General features: G+C 69.0%; 24 protein-coding genes. 14 read left to right on the plus strand and 10 right to left on the minus strand.

Going from position 1 to position 24,489, the window contains the following annotated elements; translation table 11 throughout:
• The first annotated feature begins 65 nt into the window (after positions 1-65).
• Both Nocox_RS38070 and Nocox_RS38075 read left to right on the plus strand, forming a co-directional pair.
• Positions 66-524, plus strand: a complete 459-nt coding sequence (locus Nocox_RS38070) for a hypothetical protein (RefSeq protein WP_219495483.1) — start codon at positions 66-68, stop codon at positions 522-524.
• A gap of 29 nt (positions 525-553) precedes the next feature.
• Positions 554-1,561: an IS3 family transposase gene (locus Nocox_RS38075; protein ID WP_219495536.1), complete on the plus strand. Its 1,008-nt coding sequence runs from the start codon at positions 554-556 to the stop codon at positions 1,559-1,561.
• Positions 1,562-1,565: 4 nt separating this feature from the next.
• Here Nocox_RS38075 and Nocox_RS38080 read toward each other — a convergent pair whose 3' ends face one another.
• Together Nocox_RS38080 and Nocox_RS38085 are read right to left on the minus strand one after the other, a co-directional pair.
• On the minus strand, positions 1,566-1,922 hold the full coding sequence (locus Nocox_RS38080) for a hypothetical protein (protein WP_211212866.1): 357 nt from the start codon (positions 1,920-1,922) through the stop codon (positions 1,566-1,568).
• Positions 1,923-2,297: 375 nt separating this feature from the next.
• Positions 2,298-3,524, minus strand: coding sequence for an IS110 family RNA-guided transposase (locus tag Nocox_RS38085; protein WP_020547754.1), 1,227 nt, complete (start codon positions 3,522-3,524; stop codon positions 2,298-2,300).
• Positions 3,525-4,463: 939 nt separating this feature from the next.
• Between Nocox_RS38085 and Nocox_RS38090 the strand changes: the two genes are divergently transcribed.
• Positions 4,464-5,798: an ISL3 family transposase gene (locus Nocox_RS38090; protein ID WP_020547993.1), complete on the plus strand. Its 1,335-nt coding sequence runs from the start codon at positions 4,464-4,466 to the stop codon at positions 5,796-5,798.
• Between the two features lie 344 nt (positions 5,799-6,142).
• On the opposite strand, the gene Nocox_RS38095 is transcribed toward Nocox_RS38090, so the two are convergent.
• The gene (locus tag Nocox_RS38095; protein ID WP_157383448.1) at positions 6,143-6,943 is read right to left on the minus strand and encodes a hypothetical protein; all 801 of its coding nucleotides are present in this window, start codon (positions 6,941-6,943) and stop codon (positions 6,143-6,145) included.
• A 109-nt stretch (positions 6,944-7,052) separates the two neighbouring features.
• Between Nocox_RS38095 and Nocox_RS38100 the strand changes: the two genes are divergently transcribed.
• Together Nocox_RS38100 and Nocox_RS38105 are read left to right on the plus strand one after the other, a co-directional pair.
• Entirely contained in the window at positions 7,053-7,898 is an 846-nt protein-coding gene (locus Nocox_RS38100) for a helix-turn-helix domain-containing protein (RefSeq protein WP_051112765.1), read from the plus strand.
• A gap of 718 nt (positions 7,899-8,616) precedes the next feature.
• Positions 8,617-8,934, plus strand: coding sequence for a transposase (locus tag Nocox_RS38105; protein ID WP_246649677.1), 318 nt, complete (start codon positions 8,617-8,619; stop codon positions 8,932-8,934).
• A gap of 600 nt (positions 8,935-9,534) precedes the next feature.
• On the opposite strand, the gene Nocox_RS38110 is transcribed toward Nocox_RS38105, so the two are convergent.
• Positions 9,535-10,758, minus strand: coding sequence for an oxygenase MpaB family protein (locus Nocox_RS38110; RefSeq protein ID WP_026215135.1), 1,224 nt, complete (start codon positions 10,756-10,758; stop codon positions 9,535-9,537).
• 237 nt (positions 10,759-10,995) lie between these two features.
• Here Nocox_RS38110 and Nocox_RS38115 point away from each other — a divergent pair, with 237 nt between their 5' ends.
• The gene (locus Nocox_RS38115; RefSeq protein WP_020547033.1) at positions 10,996-11,676 is read left to right on the plus strand and encodes a TetR/AcrR family transcriptional regulator; all 681 of its coding nucleotides are present in this window, start codon (positions 10,996-10,998) and stop codon (positions 11,674-11,676) included.
• Positions 11,677-11,892: 216 nt separating this feature from the next.
• Here Nocox_RS38115 and Nocox_RS38120 read toward each other — a convergent pair whose 3' ends face one another.
• Positions 11,893-12,819, minus strand: a complete 927-nt coding sequence (locus tag Nocox_RS38120) for a LysR family transcriptional regulator (protein ID WP_020547034.1) — start codon at positions 12,817-12,819, stop codon at positions 11,893-11,895.
• Positions 12,820-12,929: 110 nt separating this feature from the next.
• Between Nocox_RS38120 and Nocox_RS38125 the strand changes: the two genes are divergently transcribed.
• From Nocox_RS38125 to Nocox_RS38150, 6 genes are all read left to right on the plus strand, one after another.
• Complete coding sequence (locus Nocox_RS38125) at positions 12,930-13,652, plus strand: aspartate/glutamate racemase family protein (protein WP_026215137.1); 723 nt, start codon at positions 12,930-12,932, stop codon at positions 13,650-13,652.
• The gene (locus tag Nocox_RS38130) at positions 13,649-14,158 is read left to right on the plus strand and encodes a RidA family protein (protein ID WP_051112766.1); all 510 of its coding nucleotides are present in this window, start codon (positions 13,649-13,651) and stop codon (positions 14,156-14,158) included. The genes Nocox_RS38125 and Nocox_RS38130 overlap by 4 nt, the downstream gene beginning before the upstream one ends.
• A gap of 74 nt (positions 14,159-14,232) precedes the next feature.
• Positions 14,233-15,108, plus strand: a complete 876-nt coding sequence (locus Nocox_RS38135; protein WP_033411180.1) for an acetaldehyde dehydrogenase (acetylating) — start codon at positions 14,233-14,235, stop codon at positions 15,106-15,108.
• Complete coding sequence (dmpG, locus tag Nocox_RS38140) at positions 15,105-16,112, plus strand: 4-hydroxy-2-oxovalerate aldolase (protein ID WP_020547038.1); 1,008 nt, start codon at positions 15,105-15,107, stop codon at positions 16,110-16,112. Before Nocox_RS38135 ends, dmpG begins: the two co-directional genes overlap by 4 nt.
• Positions 16,109-16,942 (plus strand): 2-keto-4-pentenoate hydratase, encoded by an 834-nt coding sequence (locus tag Nocox_RS38145; protein WP_020547039.1) that lies wholly within the window; start codon positions 16,109-16,111, stop codon positions 16,940-16,942. The genes dmpG and Nocox_RS38145 overlap by 4 nt, the downstream gene beginning before the upstream one ends.
• Positions 16,943-17,199: 257 nt before the next feature.
• On the plus strand, positions 17,200-18,165 hold the full coding sequence (locus Nocox_RS38150; RefSeq protein ID WP_020547041.1) for a GlxA family transcriptional regulator: 966 nt from the start codon (positions 17,200-17,202) through the stop codon (positions 18,163-18,165).
• Between the two features lie 10 nt (positions 18,166-18,175).
• Here Nocox_RS38150 and Nocox_RS38155 read toward each other — a convergent pair whose 3' ends face one another.
• A complete protein-coding gene (locus tag Nocox_RS38155; RefSeq protein ID WP_020547042.1) occupies positions 18,176-18,733 on the minus strand; it encodes a hypothetical protein in 558 nt (185 codons plus the stop codon).
• 233 nt (positions 18,734-18,966) lie between these two features.
• Between Nocox_RS38155 and Nocox_RS38160 the strand changes: the two genes are divergently transcribed.
• Positions 18,967-19,371, plus strand: coding sequence for a hypothetical protein (locus Nocox_RS38160; protein ID WP_020547043.1), 405 nt, complete (start codon positions 18,967-18,969; stop codon positions 19,369-19,371).
• 148 nt (positions 19,372-19,519) lie between these two features.
• Here Nocox_RS38160 and Nocox_RS38165 read toward each other — a convergent pair whose 3' ends face one another.
• A complete protein-coding gene (locus Nocox_RS38165; protein WP_020547044.1) occupies positions 19,520-19,684 on the minus strand; it encodes a hypothetical protein in 165 nt (54 codons plus the stop codon).
• A gap of 526 nt (positions 19,685-20,210) precedes the next feature.
• Positions 20,211-20,873 carry a hypothetical protein gene (locus tag Nocox_RS38170; protein WP_051112767.1) on the minus strand — a complete coding sequence of 221 codons (663 nt, stop codon included), beginning with the start codon at positions 20,871-20,873 and terminating at the stop codon, positions 20,211-20,213.
• On the opposite strand from Nocox_RS38170, the gene Nocox_RS38175 reads away from it, so the two are divergent.
• Positions 20,866-21,387, plus strand: coding sequence for a hypothetical protein (locus tag Nocox_RS38175; protein WP_020547046.1), 522 nt, complete (start codon positions 20,866-20,868; stop codon positions 21,385-21,387). The genes Nocox_RS38170 and Nocox_RS38175 overlap by 8 nt on opposite strands.
• 16 nt (positions 21,388-21,403) lie before the next feature.
• Here the strand turns inward: Nocox_RS38175 and Nocox_RS38180 are convergent, their stop codons facing one another.
• Positions 21,404-22,483: an acyltransferase family protein gene (locus Nocox_RS38180; protein ID WP_020547047.1), complete on the minus strand. Its 1,080-nt coding sequence runs from the start codon at positions 22,481-22,483 to the stop codon at positions 21,404-21,406.
• A gap of 149 nt (positions 22,484-22,632) precedes the next feature.
• Positions 22,633-24,423, minus strand: coding sequence for an AMP-dependent synthetase/ligase (locus Nocox_RS38185; RefSeq protein WP_026215139.1), 1,791 nt, complete (start codon positions 24,421-24,423; stop codon positions 22,633-22,635).
• Between the last annotated feature and the right edge of the window lie 66 nt (positions 24,424-24,489).

Genomic DNA, 24,489 nt, shown 5'->3' on the forward strand with positions numbered 1-24,489 from the left:
CTGTGAGACATGGGATGAACGAGTCCTTTTGATACGAAGCAGGGCGAGACAGGACGATCGAGACAGTGACGATGACCCTCGCCGACCAGGCCGCCATGAGCGGGCAGAACGGTCAGGCGACCGACAAGCAGGTGAGCCGGCCGACGCGCCGGACGTTCACCGCGGCCTACAAGGCACGGATCCTGGCGGCCTTCGACGCTCTGCCCGAGGGCAGCTCCGAGCGTGGCGCCCTGATGCGCCGGGAAAGGCTGTATCACTCGCACATCGAACACTGGCGAAAGCAGCAGGAGAACGGGACGCTGGCCTCCTCGACAGGTAAACCGAAGAAGGACACGGAATCTGAGGAACTGGCCCGGCTGCGGGCCGAGAACAAGAAGCTCAAAGCCGACGCGGCCAAGCTTGAGGCCAAGAACGAAAAGCTCACCAGCGAACTGGGGAAGACGAAGACCGCGCTGAATATCGCGGGAAAAGCATTCGCGCTGCTGGACGACATCTCACGCAGCGCGGACTCCGACGAGACCTGAACCGCATCATCGACGAGCATTTCCCGGGCATGGAGACGGCCGTCGGCACGACCAAGGCGTGCGAGGTACTCGGCAAGGCCCGCGCCAGCCTGTACCGGCAGCGAAATCCGAAGCCGCGCAGGCAAGGTCCGCGCCGGCCGTTTCATCACCCGGCGGAGTTGTCCGAGGAGGAACGGGCGCAGGTGCTGGCGGTGCTGGACTCGTCCCGGTTCGCCGACAAGTCGGCGGGCCAGGTATGGGCGATCCTGCTGGATGAGGGCACCTACCTGTGCTCGCAGGCCACCATGTACCGGTTGCTGCGCGAGCGCGGCCAGTCCGGCGAGCGGCGCGCGCAGGCCACCCATCCGGCGAAGAAGAAGCCCGAACTGGAGGCCGACGGACCGAATCAAGTATGGAGCTGGGATATCACGAAACTGAAAGGCCCGGCGCGCGGCGTCCACTACCTTCTCTACGTCATCCTCGACATTTTCTCCCGCAAGGTCATCTGGTGGGAGATCTGGCCGACCGAGAACGGCACTCTGGCCAAGGAGTTCATCGAGCGCGCCATCGAGCGCAACGGCGGGATCGCACCTGACGCGATCCACGCCGATCGCGGCACGTCGATGACGTCGAACACCGTCACTGGCCTGCTCGCGCAGCTCGGGATCGATCAGTCGCATTCACGGCCGCGCGTGTCCAACGACAACCCCTACTCGGAGGCGCAGTTCAAGACACTCAAATATTGCCCGGCGTTTCCCGGGAGGTTCGGCTCGATCGAAGACGCCCGTATCTTCTGTGAGCAGTTCTTTGATTATTACAACAACGAGCATCGTCATTCGGGTATCGCGATGCACACTCCCGCGTCCGTGCACGACGGCACCGCCGTCAAGATCCACGCCCAGCGGGTCGCCACGCTGAACGCGGCCTTCCTGGCCCGCCCCGAGCGGTTCCGCGGCCGGCGCCCCAACCCGCCGTCGCTGCCGGCCAGAGTGTGGATCAACAGGCCACCTACGACCCTCCAGAGCGACGCTTCACCTCAAACCACACAAGTAGCCTGATGTCTCATTCGGTTTGACAGGCACCGAGTCCGTCGGCGGGGTGGCTGCGGTAGTGGTCGGTGGCCGCGGCGATGTTGGTCCAGCCGATCAGGTGGGCCAGGCCGATGGCCAGGTTGCGGAGGCTGGCCATGATGCAGGGTGCGGTGCCGGTCCGCACCCGGGAGGCGTCTTCGCGGTAGGTGACGTCACGGATGCGGGAAGCGTCTGCTACGCCATGGCAGCCAACCCCAAGAGCGGCACCCGAGGCATCATCGCCCGGGATGGAGCCATCGAAGACTCCGGCACCACCTTCGGCGGCGGCGACGCCGGCGGCCACCTGACATCCGAAGAGATCCTCGCCGAATACCTCTACCAGGGCCACGCCGCGGCCTACTGCTACGCCGCGACAGGACTACGACCTCCCGACGCACGAGCCGTCACCGGCCCGCCCGATACGTGGATCCGCCTGCCGAATCAATACGGCTGAACGACTGCAGTGATGTCAGCCTCGGTCCAATCGCCGGACATGACAGCACCCACATGTGAAGAGCGGGAGTGTCTTACGGTCTGCCAGCTACAATATGGCCCTGACCAGCTCGAACGCCTGTCGTGCAGCGAGCCGTAGGAGGCCTACACCGAAGAGCCCAATACTTGTCGAGCAGCACCCACATATCCCCACATAAGTAGCCAAACTGGGCTCGTAGTTGCTGGAGCTCTCCTAAAGCGGGTGCCGCAGACATCCGATCTGCGTAAGTTGTCAAGCCATGGCCTTCGATGGTGGCTGGAAGGCGACATCTTCGTTGTAGGTCACGCCCTTTTGCAGGCAGTGGTGGAGGCAGCCGAGCAGGCGGTTGAAGGTGTTGCGTAGCGCGCTGGAGTGTCGCTCGCCTTCGGCGCGTCGCCGGTCGTAGTGGGCTCTGGGGCCCGGCGCTCGTAGGGATGCGAAGGCCCAGACGTATCCGGCAGCGGCCAGGCGCTGATCCTTCACTTTGCGGTGGTGGACGACCAGGCTTTTGCCCGAGGCTCGGGTGATTGGAGCTGCGCCGGCATAGGCCTTCAGCGCGCGTGCGTCTGCGAAGCGGGTGCGGTCGTCGCCGAGTTCGGCGAGCACGCGGGCGCCGGTGACGTCGGCCAGACCCGGGAAGCTGGTGATGACGGCAGCGTCCGGGTGCTGGTGGAAGGCCTCGTTGGTGGCGTCGGCAAGATCGTCGGCGGCTCGGCATGCTGCATCCAGCTGTAACAGCAATGCTTGGGCCTGACGTCCGAGCGCTTCTTCGACCAGTGGGAGCTGGCGAAGGTGTTCTTCACCGAAGAGTGCCTGCAGCCGGTCGGCCCAGGTGGCGATGTTGCGCTGCCGGCCCGAGGCGCGCAGCAGGGCGTGCAATCGGCGGGCGGTGAGCTTGGCGGCCGCGGTGGGCGTGGGCGCCGCCTGCAGGATGGTGCGGGCTTCGCGGGAGGTCAGGCCGATGTTCTTGACGTGGAAGGCCGTCAGCGCCGCGGGGAAGTACTCCCGTAGGAGGGACCGCAGCTGGTTGGCCAGCTGCTGACGGTTCCAGACCGCGTCTTGCTGGGCACGGGCCAGCACGGCGATCGCCTGGACCAGCTCGGAGTCCTCCGGGAGCGGCCGGTGGAGGTCGGCGTCGACGCGCAGGATGTTGGCCAAGGTCATGGCGTCGGCGTGGTCGGACTTGGAGCGGGCGACGGTGTGACGTTCACGGTAGCGGGCCACGGCCAGCGGGTTGATCGCATAGACCTTGCGGCCGGTGGCGCGCAGGCAGGACACCAGCAGGCCACGTCCGGTCTCGATCGCGACGGGGATCGGGTTGTCGGGACGGTCGCCGTGCTCGGCCAGCAACTCGACCAGAGCCCGCCAGCCGTGGGCATCGTCGCTGATACGCCGCTTGGCCACCAGCTTGCCACCTTCATCGACCAGGGCGACGTCGTGGTGCCTTTCGCTCCAGTCGATTCCGCATGTCACCGTCACCAGCGCCTCCTTGGTTCGATCCTTGGGCCCAGGTGAGCCGCGCAGGGGCACGCCACGCCCTAATGAGAGAGCTCGATGGCTCGACATCCGATCAGCGGTTCGTGGCCCCAGCCGGCCGCAGGTCCGCGTTCTGCGCAAGGGCTCGAGCGCCCGGGTAGATACGAGCGGTGTCTCCTGCGGCTGGCTCACGCCACGATCTTGACGAAAAGAAGCGACTGACGGATGGCGGTCAAGAGGGACCAAGGTGCACGGCCTTAGCAGAGAACTCCAGGTCCGATATCGACTCAGGCATTCACTCGGTCCCCGTCAACCGCCACCCGCCAGCCCCTCGCCCCGTTCGCACGGCCTGCGGTCAGGAGTCAAGCTCCGATTCGAATCTAGGCTTCAGGGCGAGTACCCGAGTCAGCGAACTCGGGGTCGTACGCAGTCATTAGGTTCGAATCCTGCCGGGGGCACTCACCTAGATCGCCATTTTCGGCCCCTGACCTGCGGTTTCACAGCCGCAGGTCTTTTGCTTTGTAGACCTAGATAGGCAGCCGACGGTGCCCGCCCGCAGCCGTAGGACCATGATCAGGGGACATGCGGGGGATGATCTTTAGGTCGTTTCCCCAGGTGAAACCGCGATTCTGCGCTATTCCCGCGTCCGACCACCCGCCACGACCGCCCGAGCTCCGCACAAATACAGCCGTTGAGCGTGCCAAATATGTGCGTAGCCTCCGGCTTGTGGCGCACGCTCGCCTGCCCAAGACACGGGCCGCGCATGGTGTTGGAGTGCGATACCGGGTCTCCGATCTTGATCGGGAAATGGCCGGCCGACTCGCGCTCGAAGGTCACCGTACGTGACGGTTGATGGGGGCGTCGGACCCGGACATGCGAAACCCGTGGCTCTTGTGGATCATGACTGTTCTCTACGCAGTCAACCCCCAAGGAACCACGGGCGTGCACAATCCTATCGAGACCTCCACCGAGGCGACACTGCTGCTTGATCTGGAGGGCCTGCACGTGGTCAAGGTCGAGCGCGACCACGACGGCCATCGGATCGTCCACGTCGTCACCGCCGACGAATCCGCCCGTGCCTGCCCGGCCTGCGGCGTCTTCTCCGTCACCGTCAAGGAACGGGTGGCCACCCGGCCACGGGACCTGCGCGCGGGCGACTCCCCGTACACCCTGCTGTGGCACAAACTCCGGTGGAGCTGTCGCGAGCCGCTGTGCCCTCGAGGCTCGTTCACCGAGCAGATCCCGCAGGTCAGCGCCGGAATGCGGACGACCGCCCGGCTACGCCGCGCCTGCGGACGCGCGATCGCCGACGGCGGCCGCACCGTCACCCAAGCCGCCCGCGACCACCGTCTCTCCTGGCCCATCGCGATGCGCGAACTACGCGCCTACGCCACCGAGGTACTGCCCGACCAGCCCGAACCCACCCCCGTGATCGGCATCGACGAGATCCGCCGAGGCCGCCCCCGCTGGGAGCAAGACCCCGACACCGGGAAATACCGGCTGATCGCAGACCGCTGGCACGTCGGCTTCACCGACCTGGCCACCGGCCAGGGACTGCTCGGCCAGGTCGAAGGCCGCCTCTCCACATCAGTGGCGGCCTGGTTGAACGCCCGCCCAAAGGCATGGCGAACGGCGCTCACCCACGTGGCGATCGACATGTGCCAGACCTTCCGCTGCGCGGTCCGCGCCGCCCTGCCCCACGCGATCATCGTGGTCGACCACTTCCACCTCGTGCAACTGGCCAACGGCAAGCTCGCCGACCTGCGCCGCCGCCTGACCTGGAAGATGCGTGACCGTCGCGGCCGAACGGGAGATCCCGAATACGACCACCGGCGGCTGCTGCGCTCCAACCGCGAAGACCTCACCGACGAGCAGATCGCCATCCTGGAACGCGACCTGACCAGGATCGGAACCTACGGCCGACACATCCTGGCCGGCTGGCACGCCAAGGAGAAACTGCGATACCTGCTCGCACTGGCCCGCACCAACCCTGCCCGCTCGACGATCGCCCACCGCCTGCACGCCTTCTACATCTGGTGCGCCGACCATCCCTACCTGCCCGAACTCGTCACCCTCGCCGAGACCGTCGCCTCCTGGTGGAAGGAGATCGAGGCGTTCCTGCTCACCGGGATCACCAACGCCAAGAGCGAGGGCACCAACCGAGTCATCAAGCTCGAAGCCCGCTGCGCATACGGCTTCCGCAACCCGGCCAACCAACGCCTCCGGTCACGCTGCGCAACCACACGAGAGAGTCGAAACCGCGCCATTCCCGCTTAACTTCCGAGAGCCGCGATACCAAGGTGTTGACGACGATGCGATCTGCGGACTCGGTGAGGGTCTGGAGCATCTTCCCCAATGTCTGGCATGTCATCCGGAACCAGGCGCGGGGCTTCGGGGCCCGGGTGCCGGCCGTGGCTCCGGGCGGTGAAGTCAGCTCGGCGCCTGCGGCAGCGCAACCCGGACAACTCAGCCGAGCGCCGACGGACTGGATCCGGCCGCCGGTCGGCCGGACCGGCCGGTCGCCAGGGCTCAGGCCCCGGCGACCGGACCGCCGTCCTTCCGCTGCGCTCCCGCGGGCCCTCTCCTGTCCCGGCGTCAGCCGGGCTCCCGCCCCCCGGTGGTCAGCTGATCCAGACCGAGACGTACACGCCGTCCTCGACGTTCACCTGCACCGGGCGCAGGCCGCGCGCCACCAGGCTGTCGAACCTGCGCTGGTAGGCGGAGGCGGAGGTGTCGATGTAGTGGTACCAGGGCCGGACACCGTCCTTGCGGTACACCGCGGCGAACCGCGTCCCTCCCGGGCCCACCGCGACCGCCGTCGGGCGGTATCCCTCGGCGGTGCGCTCGTTGAAGAACCTTTTGTGCCCGGCGGCCGACTTTCCATACGAGTAGTACCACCCGGCTCCCTGGCTCTGCCGCCAGACCGCGACGTACCGGGGATTCGACGGCGTACCGTACACATCAATCGAGACCGGTACGTACCCGTCCGCGTGGGCCTTCCGGTTGTGAGCGGCGAACTCGGCCCCGGTGAGCCCCATGCGGGAGAAGAACCGTTCGGAGCGCTTCTCCCACAGCGCGGCGAACGTCGCACGGCCGGCCGGACCCGTCGCGGACACCGATATCGGCTGATATCCCTGCGCGAGGTACTCGTCGAACCGCGCCTTGAACCCCGCTTCTGACAACCCGCTCCGAGAGATCCAGGCTCTACCCCCGCCCTTGACCCAGACAGCCGCATACCTCGGCCCTTCCGAGACGCTCACCGTGATCGGCCGGTAACCCTGGCCGCGCAGGCTCTCGAAATGGGCCTGGTGCGCGCTCTGGCTCGCGCCGGAGTACGCGCGGAAGGCCACCCCCGTCGCAGCGTGCGCCGGCGCCGCGACGCCGCACCATCCCATGGCGACCGCGACCGCCGCCGCGAACATCGTCTTCACTCATGCCTCCTCAGCTGGCCGACTTGTTCAGCAAGGCTCATCCTTGTCACGCTTTGATTGATCACCACCGATCAGCTGTCTGATCAACGAGGCAGGGCGAATGGGCAGGCCAGAACGGAAACTCGATCCCGAGGGCGGGTTGATCGAACGCTTCGCGCACGACTTACGCCAGTTGCGCGTCGCGGCGGGACAACCGACGTACCGAATCATGGGCTCGCGGGTCGGCTGCTCGCCGAGCAGGCTCTCAGAAGCCGCGAAGGGGCTCCGGCTGCCCAGCCTGTCGGCGACCCTCGATTACGTACGCGCCTGCGGCGTGACGGACACCGCCGAGTGGGAGCGGCGCTGGCACGAGATCAACGACCAGGTCAAACAGCATGCCCTGGCCGCCGGCGAACCCGCGCGCACCGAGCCGGACGCGGCGGACGAAGCGGACGAAGCGGACGAAGCCCTTGGCCAGGAGCGCCGGCCACGCGTTCTCTGGAAGGTCGCGGCGGTCGCCGGTACGGCGCTGGCACTCCTCGCGGCCAACGCGGCGTTCATCTGGACCTCGGGCGACGCCGTGCCGGACGTACCCATGCGATGCCGCTCGCCGCTCGCGACGGCGCGCGTGCCGATATCGATGCAACCGTGTGTCGCGGTGACCGACGGCGCCGTGGTCGCATCCCTCGACCTGCGCGCGGTCCGCGCGGTCGACGGCGCGGTCGCCTATGTCTGGTTGCACAACGCCAAATCCCGCGCGCCGCTGGCGAAAACCCTCCGTACGTGCGAGCTCGGTGCGCTGGCAGCAGGCCAGGCGCGCGCATGCGGACCGTTCTCACACGAAGTGCCGCCCGGACGCTACACCACCGCGGTCGCGGTGGAGCTCGGCCCGCGCCAGAGCGAACCGCCGCTGTGGCGCCGCGGCGCCACAGGAACGCAGAGCCAACAGATCGACACCACGCCCTGAACCGCCGATGAGCGCCGTCACGTCCTTCTCGCAGCAGTTCCAGAAGGAGCTGATCGCCCGCTTCCTGCTAGGGTCACGGCGTTGCAGCAGGCGCGGGAGCGGCTGCTGCACAGCGCCGAGCAGCTCGCTGTCCAGGGTCGTACGGAGCGGTCATGAAGCGGAACTGCGCATCCCGCTGGCGTACGGCGGTTCGCTGGCGGCGGCGGTGGTGCTGGCCGGAAGGAGCCGCGCCCGCGTCAGTATGGCCCGGCGTCGTGGTCGTGCACGTCGAACCCGGACATGCTGGAGGTGGCGGAGCTGTTCGGCGAGCACGGGTACGCCGGCGGTCCTGCCCGACCTCTACAGCCACGGCTCCAGTATCAGGTGCCTGACCCGGGTCATGCACCAGCTCGCGACGGGCCGGCCGGCAGCCCGACGGCTCCTGACCGTCACCGATCGTCCCGACCTCCTGCTGCTGCTTAAGGAGCAGGAGAGCCATCGGCTCGGGATGGCGGCGCAGGAGCCGGACGTGCACCGCGGCGGCTCTCGGCGAGCCCGAGCGAGCTGGGCCAGCGCCGCGACGGTAAGCACCAGCCGGCCCACGGGATCGGCCGGCAGCCGATGAGAGCGACATCCACGCCGGTGCGGATGCCATGTGCGGGTGCCCTGCAAAGGGCGCGACGCGTTCACCTCGTGGGCCGCGGTCACCCGTGGCCCGGGATGCCCTCACCTTCGGAGGATGCCGGGGGTGCGCTGCGACAAGGCGATGGGTCTGCGCAACCTGCCGAGCAAGACGTGGAATGTCAACCTCGGCTGGGTCCTCGCGGCCGATCTCGCCGCCGACTTGGACGCCTGGACCCGCCTGCTCGGCCTGCACGACGACCCCGAGCTGGCTCGCGCCGAACCCCAGACCCTCCGCTACTGCCTGCGGCACCTGCCCGGCAAGCTGGTCACCCACGCCCGCCGGCGGATCCTGAAGATCAGCAACACCTGGCCGTGGAAGACCGCATTCCTGACCTGCTGGCAGCGCCTGTGCGCTCTCCCGACGCCTACCTGACCAGCCGATTTCATCCCTGCGAACCTTCGGGAAGGAGCCGAAGCCGCCCCGTCGATGCTGTCGAGATCGAAGCCTCAGCGAGGCCGATCAGCGCCTGAGTCATCGAGGCTGAGCAACTGTGTTCCATAAGCGCACGCATCGTCCTCAGCTGCCTGCCGCATTCTGCGGCAGTCCGGGTGAGGGCTCGCACGATCTCTCGGAACACGACGAACCTCCTGGTCGGCGGAACGATCACACGCGGAGCATTCCACGACCGCCGTGGGCTGAAGCCCCGTGATGCGCCTCGCCGCCATTGACCGGCCCGAAGAAGTTGTCGCTGTCGGAGACGTTCCCGAAGAACATCTCATCGTGACCGGCACGTACTCCCGTGAAGGCACCCGCATCTGAAGAGCGGGGAGCCCCTGACCTGCGGTTTCACAGCCGCAGGTCTTTGCTTCGCGAACTTTGACAGGCAACCGACAGTGCCCGCGTGTAGCCGAGAGACCATGATCAGGGGATACGCGGGATGATCTTGATAGCGTTTCCCCAGATCAGGCCCCGATTACGGCGATCCCGGCCGCCGGCAACCAATACGACCGCACCGACATTGCGTGGACGCGATCAGCCGGGCCGGTTGCCGGTCGGGATGACGATCTTGGTCTGCGCCCCCTTGGTGAGGTAGTACGTGGTCCACTTCTTGATCATCTCGTCGAGGAGCCAGGCGGCGGACGGCACCAGCGGCAGCCCGATCACCCCCTCCCTGAACTGGACCAGCAGCGGCCAGGCGGTCTTGATGACCGGGTCCCACAGCGGCTCGCGCGGGATGCCGTTCCACTCGGCGACCTGGTCGCCGGTGAGGTAGCGGGAGAACGCGTTGACGAGCGGCTTGTCGATGCCGCCCGGGCTGGTCAGCTCCGCGAGCATGTTCCGCAGGATGTTGTTGAGCTCCACGCCCTCCGCCGTCGGCCCCATGTTCCTGGGCAGGACGATGTCCGACTGGGCGTAGGAGGTGTCCCAGGTGGCGGGGATGAACTCGTCCCTGATGCCGAGCATGTGCGCGAGCAGTTGCAACGAGTGCAGGTACGCCGTGGACTCGCCGGAGGAGATGCGCACCTTCCACGCGCGCATGCCGCGCATGGAGAAGGTCGCCAGGGTGTGCCAGGTGACGAGCATGTCCTCCTGGCTGATCGGGATGGGGCCGGACCAGTGGGGCGACGACTTGAGCAGGTGCCGGACGGCCGCGTGCACCAGCCGGGTCTTGACGGCCTCGACGACGGCCGTGCCGCCGGGACCCCAGGCGTTCTGCGGCCGGACCGCGTACGCCAGGACGTTCGTCTTCGCGACCCGGTCCTTCAGGTCGGCGCCACCGGCCGAGTAGTAGACCGCGCGGGCCTCCTTGGGAATGGCGGTGGCCAGCATGCCGGCGCCGACGATGGTGAGGACGACGATGTAGTTCCCCTTGAGGACGTGGAAGCGGGCCGCGGCCTCGAGCTTGGCCTGGTCGGCCCACGGCGGGAGCTGGCGTGCCTGCTCGATGAAGGCCCGGAGGTCTTCAGGAAGCCCGGCGGGCAGGGGCTGGTCATTGTGGTTCCAGTCGTACAGGAGCCGGTTGACCTCGGGGATGACGCCACGGTCGAACAGCGAGGCGAGAAGTGGATCGGCGGCCTCGTCCCACACCCACCGGGGGTCGGCGCCGCTGCCGGAGCCCGCGACCGAGCCGCTGGCCGGCCAGGTCCAGCCGTCCGCCAGGGTGTTCGCCTGGGCCGGTGAGGCGATGCCCAATGCGCCGAGCGCTCCCAGCGCGGTGCCTGAGATCAGTATGTCGCGCCTGCTCAACTCTGCCATGGCCTGCACTCCTTCGAGGTGGGGGGTCTCGCTCAGGGCAGTCTTGACCGGCTCGCCGGAGATCCATCCAGCAGGGAACGCGCCGTCGCCGCGCCTGCCGGGTTCTCCCACGCCGTTTCCTCCTTCTCGTACGATGGCGAGAAGTGGGTGATACTAAGCAACAGAATTTGAGTCTGTGTATCATCATGAGAACACGTCGTTACGGACGCCACAAGACCCGTTCTTGAGACAGACTCGATGCAGAAGGTGAGCGTGGAATCCGTGCTGTCCGGCTTCATGGCGCCGTCAGGCTCAGGGTCGTTGCTGGAGCGCGCCTACGTGGACGCCGTCGAACGCGTCGACGACAACGACGAGCTACGGGCTCGCATCCTCGACGCGGCGTACGAGCAGTTCTGCAGGATGGGCATCAGGCGCTCCACCATGGAGGACGTCGCCCGGCGGGCCAAGGTGTCGCGCATCACCGTCTACCGGCGCTTCGAGAGCAAGGACACACTGGTCGAGCACGTGGTGCGCCGGGAGTTCCGCCGCTACTTCGACCGGTTCCTCGTCGACATCGAGCAGGCCGGCACCGCCGCCGACAGGGTGGTCCTCGGCTTCGTCAGCTCGTTGCGCGCCATTCGCGGCAACCCGCTGATCGGCGGCCTCCTCGTCTCCGAGCCCGACCTGCTCGTCCCGTCCATGATGACCGACGGGGGTCAGACCCTCGCCACCGTACGGGAGTTCGTGGCCGGCCAGCTCCGCCGCGAGCAACGCACGGGCAACGTGTCGGCCGACCTCGACGCCGACCTCGTGGCCGAGATGATGGTGCGCGTCTCCACCTCGTTCCTGGCGATCCCCAGCGCCGTCATCGACCTCGACGACGACGAGCAACTGGTCACGGTGGCCAGACGCTTCCTCGTGCCCATGCTCGAACCCTGACCTCCAGGTACGGTTCCATCAGGGTGGAGGCGGTATGGTCCGCAACCGAGCAGGGGCCTGTCGCAGTCGATGACGACGCCGGTCGTACCCGTCACCCGCGCCCCTCTCGCTCGGCCACAGCGAGAGATCAAAGCACAACAGAGATCATTCTCTAGGCGTTCTTACCAGCCTTCGCTCCCCGGCGCGTCCAGCGCGTGCCGGAGGCGCTCCCGCGTGTCAAGCCGATGCTCCCTCTGGAGTGCTGGGACGTTCATCGCGGTGCCGAGCCTTCACGCTGTTCACTGCGGCGATGAAACGGGCGAGGAGCGGTGACGCGTCCCCCGCTCGCCAGACCAGGTGCAAGGTGGTGGCGGTGCCCGTGAGGCGTCGAGGCACCACGCCCTCTCTGTGCAGCACGCGATAGGAGGAGGCCATCACGGCCCCGCCGAAACCGGCGGCGACCAGCGCGAGGATCGTCTGGACAGTCCGCCCTCGTGCGCCGATGCGCGGCACGATCCCGGCATGGTGGCACAACGAGGTGATCTCGTCGTGTGCATGAGGCGCGGATTCACGCGGCCACAGCACCAGGGGAATCTCCCCGAGCACGGACACCGGCGCAGGCTCGCGGCTCCTGGCGAGAGGGTGGCCGGCAGGGAGGAAAAGGGCCAGCGGCTCGCGGGCCCAGACGCGGGTGGCGAGACGGGCATCACGGGCCGGCAGTCGCTGCACCGCCACATCGAGGGTTCCGTCCAGGATGCCGCCCGACATCTCGGCGTCGTCGAACAACTCCACCAAGCGGAGGTCGACGTCGGGAAGGTCCACCCGCAGCCGACCGAGGGCGTCCCCCAGGACGCCGTTGATGCCTGATCCGGCGAACCCCACGGTCAAACGGCCGATCTTGCCCGCGGCGGCCAGCCGTACGTCGTCCAGAGCGGCTTCGGCGTCGGCCAGCATGCGCACGGCCCGCCGGAGCAGTGCCTGTCCGGCGGCGGTCGGCACGAGTCCGCGGCCGGCGCGGGCGAAGAGCTCAACCCCCAGGCGTCGTTCCAACTCGCCCAGTTGCCGGCTCAAAGTCGGCTGAGTCAGCTGCAGCCGGCGAGCGGCTCCGCTGATGGAACCTTCTTCTGCGATCGCCACTACATAGCCCAGCAACCGGAGCTCCATCCATACCTCCAGAGCATGGGCTCCATATCAATCGATGCCTCAGACTAGGGGTATGGGTCTCTCCCGTAAAGAATGAAGGCACCTGCTTCCCACCGAACGCCGGAGCCGTCGTGAAACACCTTGGAGTTCTCGCCCACAGCACGGGAGGAGCAGCCCTCTGCTTCCTCGCCTTCTGTGAGGAAGGTTTCCATCGGACGGGCAGGAACGAACATCCCGACGTCACCCTGGACTACATCGCCTTCGGATACAGCATGCCCGCCTGGGACGCGGGAGATCATGTGACGGTCCGGGCCACGCTGACCACCAGCGCGCAGCGCCTCGCCCGGGCCGGCGCCGACTTCTTCGCCTGTCCTGACAACACCGCGCACCTGGCTTTGGAGGTGCCCGGCCCGGATCTCCCGCTGCCGGGCCTGCACATCGCCGAGGTCGTCGCGGAACAGGCCGTCGCCGAGGGGCGCACCAGGGTGGGCGTACTCGGCACCAGGTACACGATGGACAGCCCGCTGTACCCGCGAGCTCTCGCCGCCCGCGGGATCGCCGCGGAACTGCCGGACGCCGATGACCGCGAACTCGTCAACGAGGTCATCTTCAAGGAACTGGTGAACGGGGTGATCAGCGACGAGTCACGCCGGGAATACCTCCGCGTCATCGAACACCTGGCCGACCGGGGCTGTGACGCGGTCGCCCTGGTCTGCACCGAGATCCCCTTGCTGATCACGTCCGACGTCTCTCCCCTGCCGACGTTGGATTCGACCCGTCTGCTGGCCCGCGCGGCCTACGAGGTCGCTGTGGGTGAGCGGCCGATGCCCGACTGGCGCGGCGGTCCTCGATGAACTCCGGCATCCACGACTCGCGACGCACGACGTCACACCCCGAACGACGCCTCGGTGAACTGGGACTGACGTTGCCCGAGGTCGTACCTCCGGTCGCGGCCTACGTGCCGGCTGTCCGCAGCGGCGACCACGTTCACGTGTCGGGCCAGGTGCCGTGGCGGGAGGGGCGGCTGGTGGCCACCGGCGGGCTCGGTGACACGGTCAGCGTGGAAGCGGGATACGCGTGCGCGCGCCAGTGCGCGATGAACGCACTGGCGGCGCTGAAGGCGGAGACAGGCGATCTGGCGGCGGTGAGCCGGGTGGTCAAGGCTCTGGTGTTCGTCGCGTCGACGGCCGATTTCACCCGCCACCCACAGGTCGGCGACGGGGCCTCCGACCTGCTCCGCGAGTTGTTCGGCGACGCCGGACGACATGCCCGCTCGGCGGTCGGGGTGGCGGCGCTCCCGCTGAACTCCCCCGTCGAACTGGAACTCCTGGTCGAGGTTCGCCGGCAGACACGCGGCTGAGCCCCCCGAAATCCCATCACCCCCGGGCCGCCGGCCGCGGGGCCGGCACCACCTTGGTCGTGAGGAGAGCGCGCATGCCTGTGAAAGTCCCGGCGGCGATCGTCGGTTCAGGCAACATCGGAACGGATCTGCTCTACAAGCTCCGCCGGTCCGAGTTCGTGGATCCCAGGTTCATGATCGGCATCGACCCTGGCAGCGAGGGCCTGCGGCGAGCGGAAGGACTCGGCGTCGAGGTGTCCGCCGAGGGCGTCGACTGGCTGCTCAGCCGGTCAGATCCGCCCCCGCTGGTTTTCGAGGCGACTTCTGCGAAGGTCCACGCCGCGGCCGCGCCACGCTACGCGGCCGCGGGAATCACCGCGATCGACCTGACCCCCGCCTCGGTCGGCCCCTGGGTCGTCCCCGCCGTCAACCTCGACGACCACCTTCAGGCGCCGAACCTCAACATGGTCAGTTGCGCGGGGCAGGCCACCATCCCCTTGCTCTACGCCATCAACCAGGTGGCCGACGTCTCCTACGGCGAGATCGTCGCCACCATCGCGAGCGCCGGCGCCGGTCCTGGCACCCGGTCGAATCTCAGCGAGTTCAGCGAGAAGACCGCAAAGGCCCTGGCCGCGGTTGCCGGGGTGGACGATGCCAAGGCGTTCTCACTGATCAATCCGGCCGAGCCACCCATGGTCATGCGCGACACCGTGTACGCGAGGGTCCGCCGCCGGGACGCCGGCCGGATCGAGCACGCCGTGCGGGAGATGGTGACGAAAGTCCGACGCTATGTGCCCGGATACCGGCTGCGACTCGTGGAAGTCGACGGCGACCTGGTCACCGTCATGGTGCAGGTGCAAGGCGCCGGCGACTTCTTGCCCACGTACGCCGGCAATCTCGACATCATCACCGCCGCCGCGGTCGCCGTCGCCGATCGGATCGCCGAGAAGAACCTTGGAGCAGCCCGATGATCACCCTTGTGGACACAAGCCTGCGCGACGGCATGAGCAGCGTCTTTCACCAGTTCACCCCGCAGCAGGTCGCCGCGGTGGCAGCAGGCCTCGACCGGGCGGGCGTCCGGGTCATCGAGGTCGCCCACGGCATCGGCATCGGCGCCTCTTCGATCCAGTACGGAGTCGCCGCCGCGACGGATGTCGAGTACGTGGAGGCGGCTGTCACCGCCGTGGACAGGGCGGACATCGCCGTGTTGTACGTACCGGGGATCTCCACGCTCACGGCCCTGGACGCCGTCCGCGACGCGGGGGCGAACACGGTACGCGTAGCCACGCACTGCACCGAAGCGGACTGCGCCGAACAGCCGATCCGCCACGCCCGCGATCACGGTATGCGGGTGATGAGTTTCCTGATGATGAGCCACAAGCTGGAACCGGCGGCACTCGCCGAGCAGGCCGCCAAACTGGATTCCTACGGCGCACAGGTGATCTACGTGGTCGACTCCGCCGGCGCGCTCGTGCCCGGTTCCGCCGGCGCGCGCGTCGCCGCGCTACGCGACGCGGTCAGCGCCGACATCGGGTTCCACGCCCACAACAACCTGGGTGTGGGCATCGGCAACGCGCTTGCCGCGGTCGAGAACGGGGCGACCTACATCGACGGGTCGCTGCGAGGTTTGGGGGCCAGCGCGGGCAACGCCCAGACAGAGGTTCTCGCGGCCGCGATGGAACGAGCCGGTCACGACCCGGGAGTCGACGTCTTCGCACTGATCGAGGTGGCCGAACACGTCATCGCACCGTTGATGGCCGAGCCACAGATCATCGACGAGACAGCGCTCCTGCTCGGCTACGCCGGTCTCTACTCCACCTTCTTTCATCCGGCCAAGCGTGCCGCGGGGAAGTACGGCGTGGCCGTTCGCGAGCTCCTCCTGGAACTGGGACGGCGGGAGGTCATCGGTGGCCAGGAGGACATGATCATCGACGTCGCCGCCGAGCTTTCGCGCCGGGGCGGAGGGCGTGGATGAGGACCTCCGAGGTCCGGGAGGCGGCTGCCGCACTGCTCGGCGCCTACCGGTCGGGCACGCCGATTCCTCCTTTGAGCACGACCTATCCCGGTGCGACGATCGCCGACGCCTATCGCATTCAGCAGGAGCAGGTACGTGCCTGGACGGCGGCCGGAGACCAGATCCGCGGTCACAAGATCGGCTTGGTCTCGGCCGCGATCCAGCGGCAGATGGACGTCCATGAGCCGGACTACGGCCACCTGACCGCAAGCATGTTCCGGACGGAGCATCGGCCCATCCGCGCTGATGCCTTCCTGCAACCTCGCATCGAGCCCGAGATCGCCTTCGTGCTCGGCGCCCCGCTCCGAGGCCCCGGCGTGACGGCCGACGAAGCCGGTAGGGCGGTGCGCCACCTGCTGCCGGCACTGGAGATCGTCGACTCCCGGATCCGGGACTGGCGGATATCGATCGTCGACACGATCGCCGACAACGCGTCCTCCGGGGTGGCGATCCTCGGAAGCTCACCGATCGATCCGGCCGACGTCGACCTGAGATCGGCGCACTGCGCCTTGCTCAGGAACGGCGCGGTCAGCGAAACCGGCACGGGAGCCGCGGTTCTGGGGTCCCCGGTCAACGCGCTGGCCTGGCTGGCGAACGCCGTCGGTGCGCTGGGGGTGTCGCTGGAGCCGGGCGATGTCGTGCTGTCCGGCTCCTTCACCAGGGCCATCGCGATCGCACCGGGCGACAGCATCACGGCGGACTTTCCCGGGATCGGGAAGGTGACGACGATGCTGGCCGGGAAGGACCCGTCCTTGCCGGGAGTGCAGGAACAACAACGGTGCAACTCCTGATTATCTAGGACACACCGGACGAGTACTGTGATCCAGGCATCGACGGAGATCGACCTGGAGGACGCCGCGGTGGCGCGCAAGAGGCCGGAGGACTCGACGGACCGGGAACTGGTGGCCCGGCCTGTGGATCAAGCCCTTGCCGGTGGCATGGAGCTGGTCGGGAGAGCGGGCTGCCAAGCACTGCTGCTCCGTTCGCCAAGGCTGTCCCAGCTCCTGGTCACTCATGCCCGGACCGCCTCGATGCCCGGGAGAAGGCGATGAGCGCGACCGGTGATGTCGTCTTCGCCGTGTTCGACGGTGTTCTGCTGCTCGATGTGGCCGGACCTGTTCAGGTGTTCGACAGCGCCGGTGGATACCGGGTCCGGCTGGCCTCGTTGGACGGGCGACCCGTTCGCACCGACGTCGGCATCTCGCTGAGCGTCGACCTCGCGCTGTCGGAGTTGGACGGCGACGTGGACACCTTGGTGGTGCCGGGATACCCGCGGGACGAGTACGCCGGCGTTGCCCCGGAGCTGGTGGACGCCGTGCGGCGGGTGGCGGCCGGCGCCCGGCGGGTGGTCTCGGTGTGCACGGGCGCGTTCATCCTGGCGCGGGCGGGGCTGCTCGACGGTCGGCGGGCCACGACGCACTGGGAGGCCTGTGCAGCGTTGGCGGAGACATTTCCCGAGGTGCGAGTAGAACCTGACGCCCTCTATGTGCGGGACGGTTCGATCATCACCTCGGCGGGGGTGACCGCCGGGATCGACGTCGCCCTCGCGCTCGTCGGCGAGGACCGGGGCGAGGAACGGGCCCGTGCGGTCGCGAAGTACCTGGTCGTGTTCCTGCAACGTCCTGGCGGCCAGTCGCAGTTCCGTGCCCGCGACGCCGTGGCCGGTCCGCGCACCGCGACCCTGCGCCGGGCGCTGGACCTCGTGGCCGCCGACCCGTCCGGCGACCATCGCCTCACCACGATGGCCGACGCGCTCGCGGTCAGCGAGCGCCACCTGAGCCGCCTGTTCCGCCGCGAACTCGCGATGACGTGCGGCCAGTTCGTCGAACGCCTCCGGGTCGAAGCCGCGCAGGCCCTCCTGGAGTCCGGCGAGGATGCGGTCCCGGACGTCGCCCGCGCCTGCGGCTTCGGCTCGGGCGAGACGATGCGGCGGGCGTTCCTGCGCGTGCTCGGCGTCCCGCCGTCGGCCTACCGGCACCGCTTCCGCCTCGCCAAGCAGAGAACCGCACCATGACGACCGGCGGTCAGCTGACGAACGCGAGAACGATGAGCCCGAGGCCCAGAGGCACGTCGAGGAAGATGCATGCCTCGGCCAGCGACGGCGCCACGACCAGCTTGCGCCGGAGGTGGATCACGTCCCAGATCGCGTGGCTCGCGAGCGCGAGGCCGGCCACGACCACGCCTACCTGAGGTGTGCTGAACACCGCGATCAGGGCGGCACCGCCGAACCCGGCCACGGCGAGTGTCTGGGCGAGGAGCGCGGACCGTGACACCCGCAGGGCAAGGCCGACGACGACGAGGACAACGGCCGTGCCGCCGAGGCCGGCCCACCAAGACATCCCGATCAGCTCGCTGACGACGACGACCAGGCTGGCGCCAAGGGCGGCCGGCCACACGGTCCAGGGTTCGCCCAGCGCCGCTGCGGCGAGATAGCACACGGCGGCGACGGACAGGGTGATGGCCAGGGACTCCTGGTTGCTGCCGGTCACCAGGGAGAGGATGGCGACCGCCAGTCCCAGTGCGGTGGGCCAGCGATGCAGGACGAAGTGCCGGCGGCCGGCCGTCGGCGAAGTGGCGCTCATGACGGGGAGAGTACGAGAGCGCGATGCGACAGTGAACAGAATTACCAGAGACGTGGAATTCATGTCCGGAAGCGTGGAGTCGTACGCATTGTCAGGCGCGATCCAGCGTGTCAGCAGCCGCGTCAGTGCGGCGACGGCCCGCTGTCAGCGCGACCGGCGATGGTTCATCCATGAACGGTTCAGCACCTGCCCATACGGCTGAACCCCCTGACAGTTCAAAGGAGCACACCACCATGTCGATCACCTTCGCCGAGCAGGACCAGCTCACCCTCCGCACCGCCGCCTGGGGCGCCGTCTTCCTGATGTCCGCCGCCGGCGCCGCCGGCTCGGCCCACAAGGCCGCCACCGAAGGCTCCATCGCCCTGACCAGCGCGACCGGCTCCATCGGACACGTCCTCGCCAAGGCCCCCAAGGGCGTGAAGTACGGCAAGACCGTGGCCGCCCTGGCCGACCAGGTGCTCCCCGCTCTGACGGCGTCCATGACCCTGCTCAAGCAGCACGACCCGGCCGAGGCCGACAGCTTCCGCCGTACGGTCAACGTCGCCGTCGAAGCAACCACCCGCCCCCAGCACGGCACCCCCAGCCCCACCATGACCGAGATGGCCCGCAAGATCACCGAAGCTCTCGACGCCGCTTGATGACGCCCCGATCCTCCAACACCCCGGCACGTCACGGGGTCCTCGCCGGACCTCGTGACACGGCGACGGGCCGGAAGCCCTGCGTGAAGCCTTCGGCCCGGACCTCCTGGGGATGTTTCACTGAACCGCGATCCGCGGGGGCTCTCGATCATCGGCCGCCGGCGATGCGGCGCTCGGGCAGGGCCGGGATCTTGGCCGGTTGGCGATGCTTGCCACCAAACCGGACGACGCGCCCGGCCGCGCCGGAGGCGGTCACGATGGCCGGCAGCGCGGCCGCCGCGTAGCCGATCGCGGTGGCGACGGCCGTGCACATGGCAACTGTGGCCTGTTCATGGAAAGGGCGGACGGCGGCCGGCCCGGAAATGTGGTCGGGGTGGCAGACTCCTGCTTCCAAGGCGGACTTTGGTAGATCTTTTTGCCTTTCCGGGTCGAACGAAATGCCGCCGGCGCCTCTTATGCCTGGGCTTCACCTCCGGTCAGAGCTGTCGATCACACTTCCTGGAGCGCCTGACCTGCGGGAACATCCGGTACGCTCGCGCTACCCACAGGCTTCCGGTTCGTCCCCATCAGTCACTTGTCATCATTTTTGTCAGCGATCTGTATGGGGTAAATCCGGTCTCGTCCGGGAGGTCCCCAACTTCCATGACGTCAGATATCCAGCAGCTCATTGACGCGGCCCAGACGCTCGATGACCACGCGGGACCACCGGCGGACGGCCGCCAGGACACCCAAGCGGAGCACCAGAGCTCGCACGGGAAGGGCCCGGACTCCCCAGAGGTGGGCCACGACTCTCCGGAGAGGCCGGACACCCCCTCGGGCCCCGGCCTGGACAGCACGAGTCAGAACGGCCTGGACCAGGACGGATCCCAGCAGGGCGGCTCCGACCATGAGGGGGCCGGCTCGTCATCCGTGGCGACCCGTCCCGCGGCAGAGCCGACCCACGCCTCCGACGACACGCCGCCGCACGAGAGCACACTGCCGCACGAGAGCACGCCGCCGCACACGAGCGCACCGCCGTCCGGCACACCAACGGCAACGCCTACCTCGACGTCAGGCGGTCCTGCCCCCACGGTGATCCCGCAGCCCACTCCGGACACGCCGACCTCCACCGGGACCCCGTCATCGACCCCGACTCCCACGACGTCGGATTCGTCCTCCCCCACCCCCACGGCGTCGGATTCGTCCTCCCCCACGCCCTCCGCCTCCGAGTCCCCGTCGGCCACGCCCTCCGCCTCCGAGTCCCCGTCGGACACCCCCACGACCTCGGAGTCACCGTCCGCCTCGGCCGCCAGCGCAGCCGAACCGGCCGCCGCCGCCTCCACTTCTGCGGCGGCGACGGCACCTTCGACCTCGCCCGCCTCCACGCCCGAGACCGTGGCCGACGGGGGCTCCGGTGCCACACCGCCGCCCCCCAGCGCCACGGCTTCCGCCACCGTCCCCCCGCACCTCAACGCCGCGGTGTCCACCGACCAGGCGAGCTCCTCCACCACGACGATGGTCACCTCGGCCGTGGTGCTCGTGGTCGCCCTGCTGGCCGTGCTCGCGGTGCTCGTGGCCAGGTCCCGCAGGACCCGACCGGCCCCCGCCGGACACGTCGAGCCCGTACAGGCGGCTCCGGTCCCCCAGCACGGCTTCGCCAAGCCCATCGAGGACTACCCGTGGACGCGGCAACTCCTCGAAGCCATCGAGAACGTCACCGCCCTCGACGAACGGGACACTGCCCGGCCAAGCGCGCCGCACGACCCGGAGCGTCCCGGGACCGATTCGCCCGCGCACGGCTCCGGAGCGGACCCTGAGGCGACCGCCCCCTGGACCCCGCCCGTCGAGCCCTACATCCCGCCTGGCCCCCTGGAGTCGTTCTTCAACTCGCAGCGACGCGATCCAGGCACCGACCCCGCAGCCGCCTCCCCGCCGGGCGGCCCCGCCCCTGCCGAGGACGACCCCGTACGCGGGCGGCCCGGCGAACACCCGGCCGGCGAGGACGACGACACCACGCCGGGAAGCACCACTCCGTAGTCCTGGTCCGGCGCGCTCACGACCTCGGAGACGAGGGCCGGCGGGCGGCAAGTTCGACGCGGAGGAACAGCACCACCAGCACAGCCATCACGACCGACGGGGCCACGAGCCACAGCCAGCGCTGGGCCCACCAGCGGGCGGTCGGCTCCGCCGGCAGGGTGCCGCCCAGCCCCTCATAGACCCACAGCACCACCAGGTACGCGGTCATGTGCCAGAGGAAGACGGTCAGCGCGCCCACGTTGAGCGCCACCACCGGCTTCCAGACGGCCGGGCGGCGCAGCAGGCGTTCGGCGGCCGGCGTGATCAGGACCAGCAGCCCGAGCTGGAAGACGGCCAGGGCGGCGATGGCGGCGTTGGTCGGGAAGATGTTGGATGCGACGCCGGCGGTGGACACCATCGAGGCGGGGTAGCCCGCTACCGCTGTCAGCCCGACCAGACCGGCCAGTCCGGTTCCGGCGACCGCGAGCCGTTGCGCCAGCGGCCGCCGTCCCAGCTCCCAGCTGCGCCAGGCGTAGCCGAGCTGGTGGCAGAACAGCCACACCAGGGCGGCGGTCGCCCAGCCCGCCCAGGTCAGGCCGGCGCCGCGGTGCGCCACGCTGCCGAGGGCGATCAGCAGGACGAGCGCTGCCAGGACCCTGGCTCCGTAGCGGTCGTTCAGGCTCGCGGTGATCGGCACCGTGGCGATCAGCAGGCCGTACACGGCCAGGAACCACAGCGGCGTCAGGTAACCGGGGAACCACTCCCACATCCATCGGTGGGAGCCCGGCAGGGCAGCCGCGATCAGCTCGCCGGCGAGCCAGACCAGGGCCCAGGCGGCGGTCGGCCGGAGCAGCCGGCGCAGCCGGGTTCGGACGAACCGGCCGGCGGTCGTCCCACGTGCCTGGGCCCGTTGCCGGCCGACCAGGTTGGCGTACCCGCCGACCAGGAAGAACACCGGCATGATCTGCAGCACCCAGGTGGCGAGCCAGCCGCCGGGCACGGCGTGGATCGGGTTCGGCATGGTCAGGTTGCCGGCGGCGGTGCGGTGGGTGACCGACAACGTCCAGTGCCAGAGGGTGACGACCACGATGCACAGCGCGCGGGCGGCGTCGACCACCCGGTCGCGGGACGCCGGCGTGGCCTCGACCAGCCGGTCCAGCGCCGATCGTCGGTCCAGCGTCGGTCGTCGGTCCAGCGTCGATCGTCGGTCCAGCGTCGGTCGTCGGTCCGTGGCGCTCCGGGGCTGCCGGTCTTGACGTCCTCCGCTCAGCGGTACAGCTCCTCGATGTCGGCCGCGAAGTCCTGGTGAACCAAGGCGCGCTTGACCTTCAGGGTCGGGGTCAGATATCCGTTCTGCTCGGTCAGGTCGGCGGGAAGGATCCGGAACCTGCGGATCGACTCGGCCCGGCTCACCATCGTGTTGGCCTCGTCCACGGCCGTCTGCAGGCTGGCCAGCAGTTCCGGATCGTCACGGAGTTCGGCCGGGCCGGCCCGCTCGGGCCTGCCGGCGGCCCGCTTCCATGACGCCAGCGCCTCGGTGTCCAGGATGATCAGCGCGGCGGTGTACGGCCGCCGATCGCCGACGACCACCGCCTGGCTGATGAGCGGATGGGTGCGCAGGCGGTCCTCCAGCGGTTCCGGGGCGAGGTTCTTGCCGCCGGCGGTCACGATGATCTCCTTCTTGCGGCCCGAGATCGTCAGGAACCCGTCCTCGTCGAGGGCGCCAAGGTCGCCGGTGAGCAGCCAGCCGTCCGCGGTCAGGGTCTCCCTGGTCTTCTGCTCGTCGCGCCAGTAGCCCTGGAACAGGATCGGGCCCTTGATCAGGATCTCGCCGTCGTCGGCGATCCGGATCTCGACCCCGGGCAGGGGCGGCCCCACCGAGCCGACCTTCTGCGCGTGGGGCAGGTTCACGGTCGCGGCGGCACTGGTCTCGGTCAGACCGTAGCCTTCCAGCACGGTGATGCCGATGCCGCGGAAGAAGTGGCCCAGCCGTACGCCCAGCGGCGCCCCGCCGGAGATGGCGTAGCCGACCCGGCCGCCGAGCGCGGCCCGCAGCCGCCGGTACACCAGCCGGTCGGACAGGCGGTGTGCCAGGCGCAGGCGCCGGCCTGGCCGCCCGTCGTCCAGCGCCTGGCTGTACGCCACGGCGGTCCGGTCGGCCCAGTCGAAGATCCTCCCCTTGCCCTGGGCGCGGGCCCGCCGCTGAGCGTCGTCGTAGACCCGCTCGAACACCCTGGGCGCCGCCAGCAGGAACGACGGTCGCAGGGCGGCCAGGTCCTCGGCCAGCCTGGCCCGGTCGGCGCTGTGCGCCAGGCAGACGCCCCGCTCCAGGCAGGCCACCTGGATCACCCGCGCGAACACGTGTGCCAGCGGGAGGAACAGCAGGGTCGAGGCGTCCCGGCCGAAGATGTGCTCAAGGCTGTCGATCGCCGCGCGCGCCTCGTACAGCAGATTGCCGTGACTCAGCATGCATCCCTTCGGGCGGCCGGTGGTGCCCGAGGTGTAGACGATCGTCGCCAGGTCGTCGGCCGACACCGTCCGGCGGCGCTCACGCAGCCGGACGTCGTCCACGCCCCGCCCTGCCTCGCGGAGACGGTCCAGGCCGCCGCCGTCGATCTGCCACACCCGCGGCGGCCTGGGCAGGCCCTCGCTCGCGTCCTCGACCAGGCGGCGATGCGTCTCGTGCTCGACCACCACCGCGACCGGGCCGGCGTCCTCCAGCACCCAGCGGATCTGCTCGGCCGAGGAGGTCTCGTAGATCGGGACCGGCACCGCCGCCACCGTCCACAGGGCGTAGTCCGCCAGCGTCCACTCGTAGCTGGTGGCGGCCAGCAGTGCGACCCGGTCACCGGGCTGGATCCCGGCGGCGATGAAGCCGGCCGCGAGACCGCGGACGTCGGCCGCGAACCGCCCGGCCGTCACCGGACGCCAACCGCCGTCCGACCGGCGCCTGAACAGGACCAGGTCGCCGTTGACCCGGTCGTCGGCGAACACCACGTCGGCGAGCTGGGTGTCCGGGGCCACGGTTGTCGGAGCGGGGATCGCAGATACACGCATCGTCCATCTCCCTGTGCAGAAAAGGTCGACCGGTCGGCACCGGGCGCCGAGCCGCCCTTCACCCTG

Source organism: Nonomuraea coxensis DSM 45129 (genome assembly GCF_019397265.1).
Lineage (GTDB): Bacteria > Actinomycetota > Actinomycetes > Streptosporangiales > Streptosporangiaceae > Nonomuraea > Nonomuraea coxensis.

Coding starts and splice junctions, on each gene's coding strand:
- Nocox_RS38135 (WP_033411180.1), top strand. CDS start 14,233: ATGCCTGTGAAAGTCCCGGCGGCGATCGTCGGTTCAGGCAACATCGGA.
- Nocox_RS38095 (WP_157383448.1), bottom strand. CDS start 6,943: ATGTTCGCGGCGGCGGTCGCGGTCGCCATGGGATGGTGCGGCGTCGCG.
- Nocox_RS38115 (WP_020547033.1), top strand. CDS start 10,996: ATGCAGAAGGTGAGCGTGGAATCCGTGCTGTCCGGCTTCATGGCGCCG.
- Nocox_RS38175 (WP_020547046.1), top strand. CDS start 20,866: ATGGTCACCTCGGCCGTGGTGCTCGTGGTCGCCCTGCTGGCCGTGCTC.
- Nocox_RS38165 (WP_020547044.1), bottom strand. CDS start 19,684: ATGTGCACGGCCGTCGCCACCGCGATCGGCTACGCGGCGGCCGCGCTG.
- Nocox_RS38075 (WP_219495536.1), top strand. CDS start 554: ATGGAGACGGCCGTCGGCACGACCAAGGCGTGCGAGGTACTCGGCAAG.
- Nocox_RS38160 (WP_020547043.1), top strand. CDS start 18,967: ATGTCGATCACCTTCGCCGAGCAGGACCAGCTCACCCTCCGCACCGCC.
- Nocox_RS38110 (WP_026215135.1), bottom strand. CDS start 10,758: ATGGCAGAGTTGAGCAGGCGCGACATACTGATCTCAGGCACCGCGCTG.
- Nocox_RS38120 (WP_020547034.1), bottom strand. CDS start 12,819: ATGGAGCTCCGGTTGCTGGGCTATGTAGTGGCGATCGCAGAAGAAGGT.
- Nocox_RS38185 (WP_026215139.1), bottom strand. CDS start 24,423: ATGCGTGTATCTGCGATCCCCGCTCCGACAACCGTGGCCCCGGACACC.
- Nocox_RS38145 (WP_020547039.1), top strand. CDS start 16,109: ATGAGGACCTCCGAGGTCCGGGAGGCGGCTGCCGCACTGCTCGGCGCC.
- Nocox_RS38105 (WP_246649677.1), top strand. CDS start 8,617: ATGCCGGGGGTGCGCTGCGACAAGGCGATGGGTCTGCGCAACCTGCCG.
- Nocox_RS38130 (WP_051112766.1), top strand. CDS start 13,649: ATGAACTCCGGCATCCACGACTCGCGACGCACGACGTCACACCCCGAA.
- Nocox_RS38100 (WP_051112765.1), top strand. CDS start 7,053: ATGGGCAGGCCAGAACGGAAACTCGATCCCGAGGGCGGGTTGATCGAA.
- Nocox_RS38150 (WP_020547041.1), top strand. CDS start 17,200: ATGAGCGCGACCGGTGATGTCGTCTTCGCCGTGTTCGACGGTGTTCTG.
- dmpG (WP_020547038.1), top strand. CDS start 15,105: ATGATCACCCTTGTGGACACAAGCCTGCGCGACGGCATGAGCAGCGTC.
- Nocox_RS38155 (WP_020547042.1), bottom strand. CDS start 18,733: ATGAGCGCCACTTCGCCGACGGCCGGCCGCCGGCACTTCGTCCTGCAT.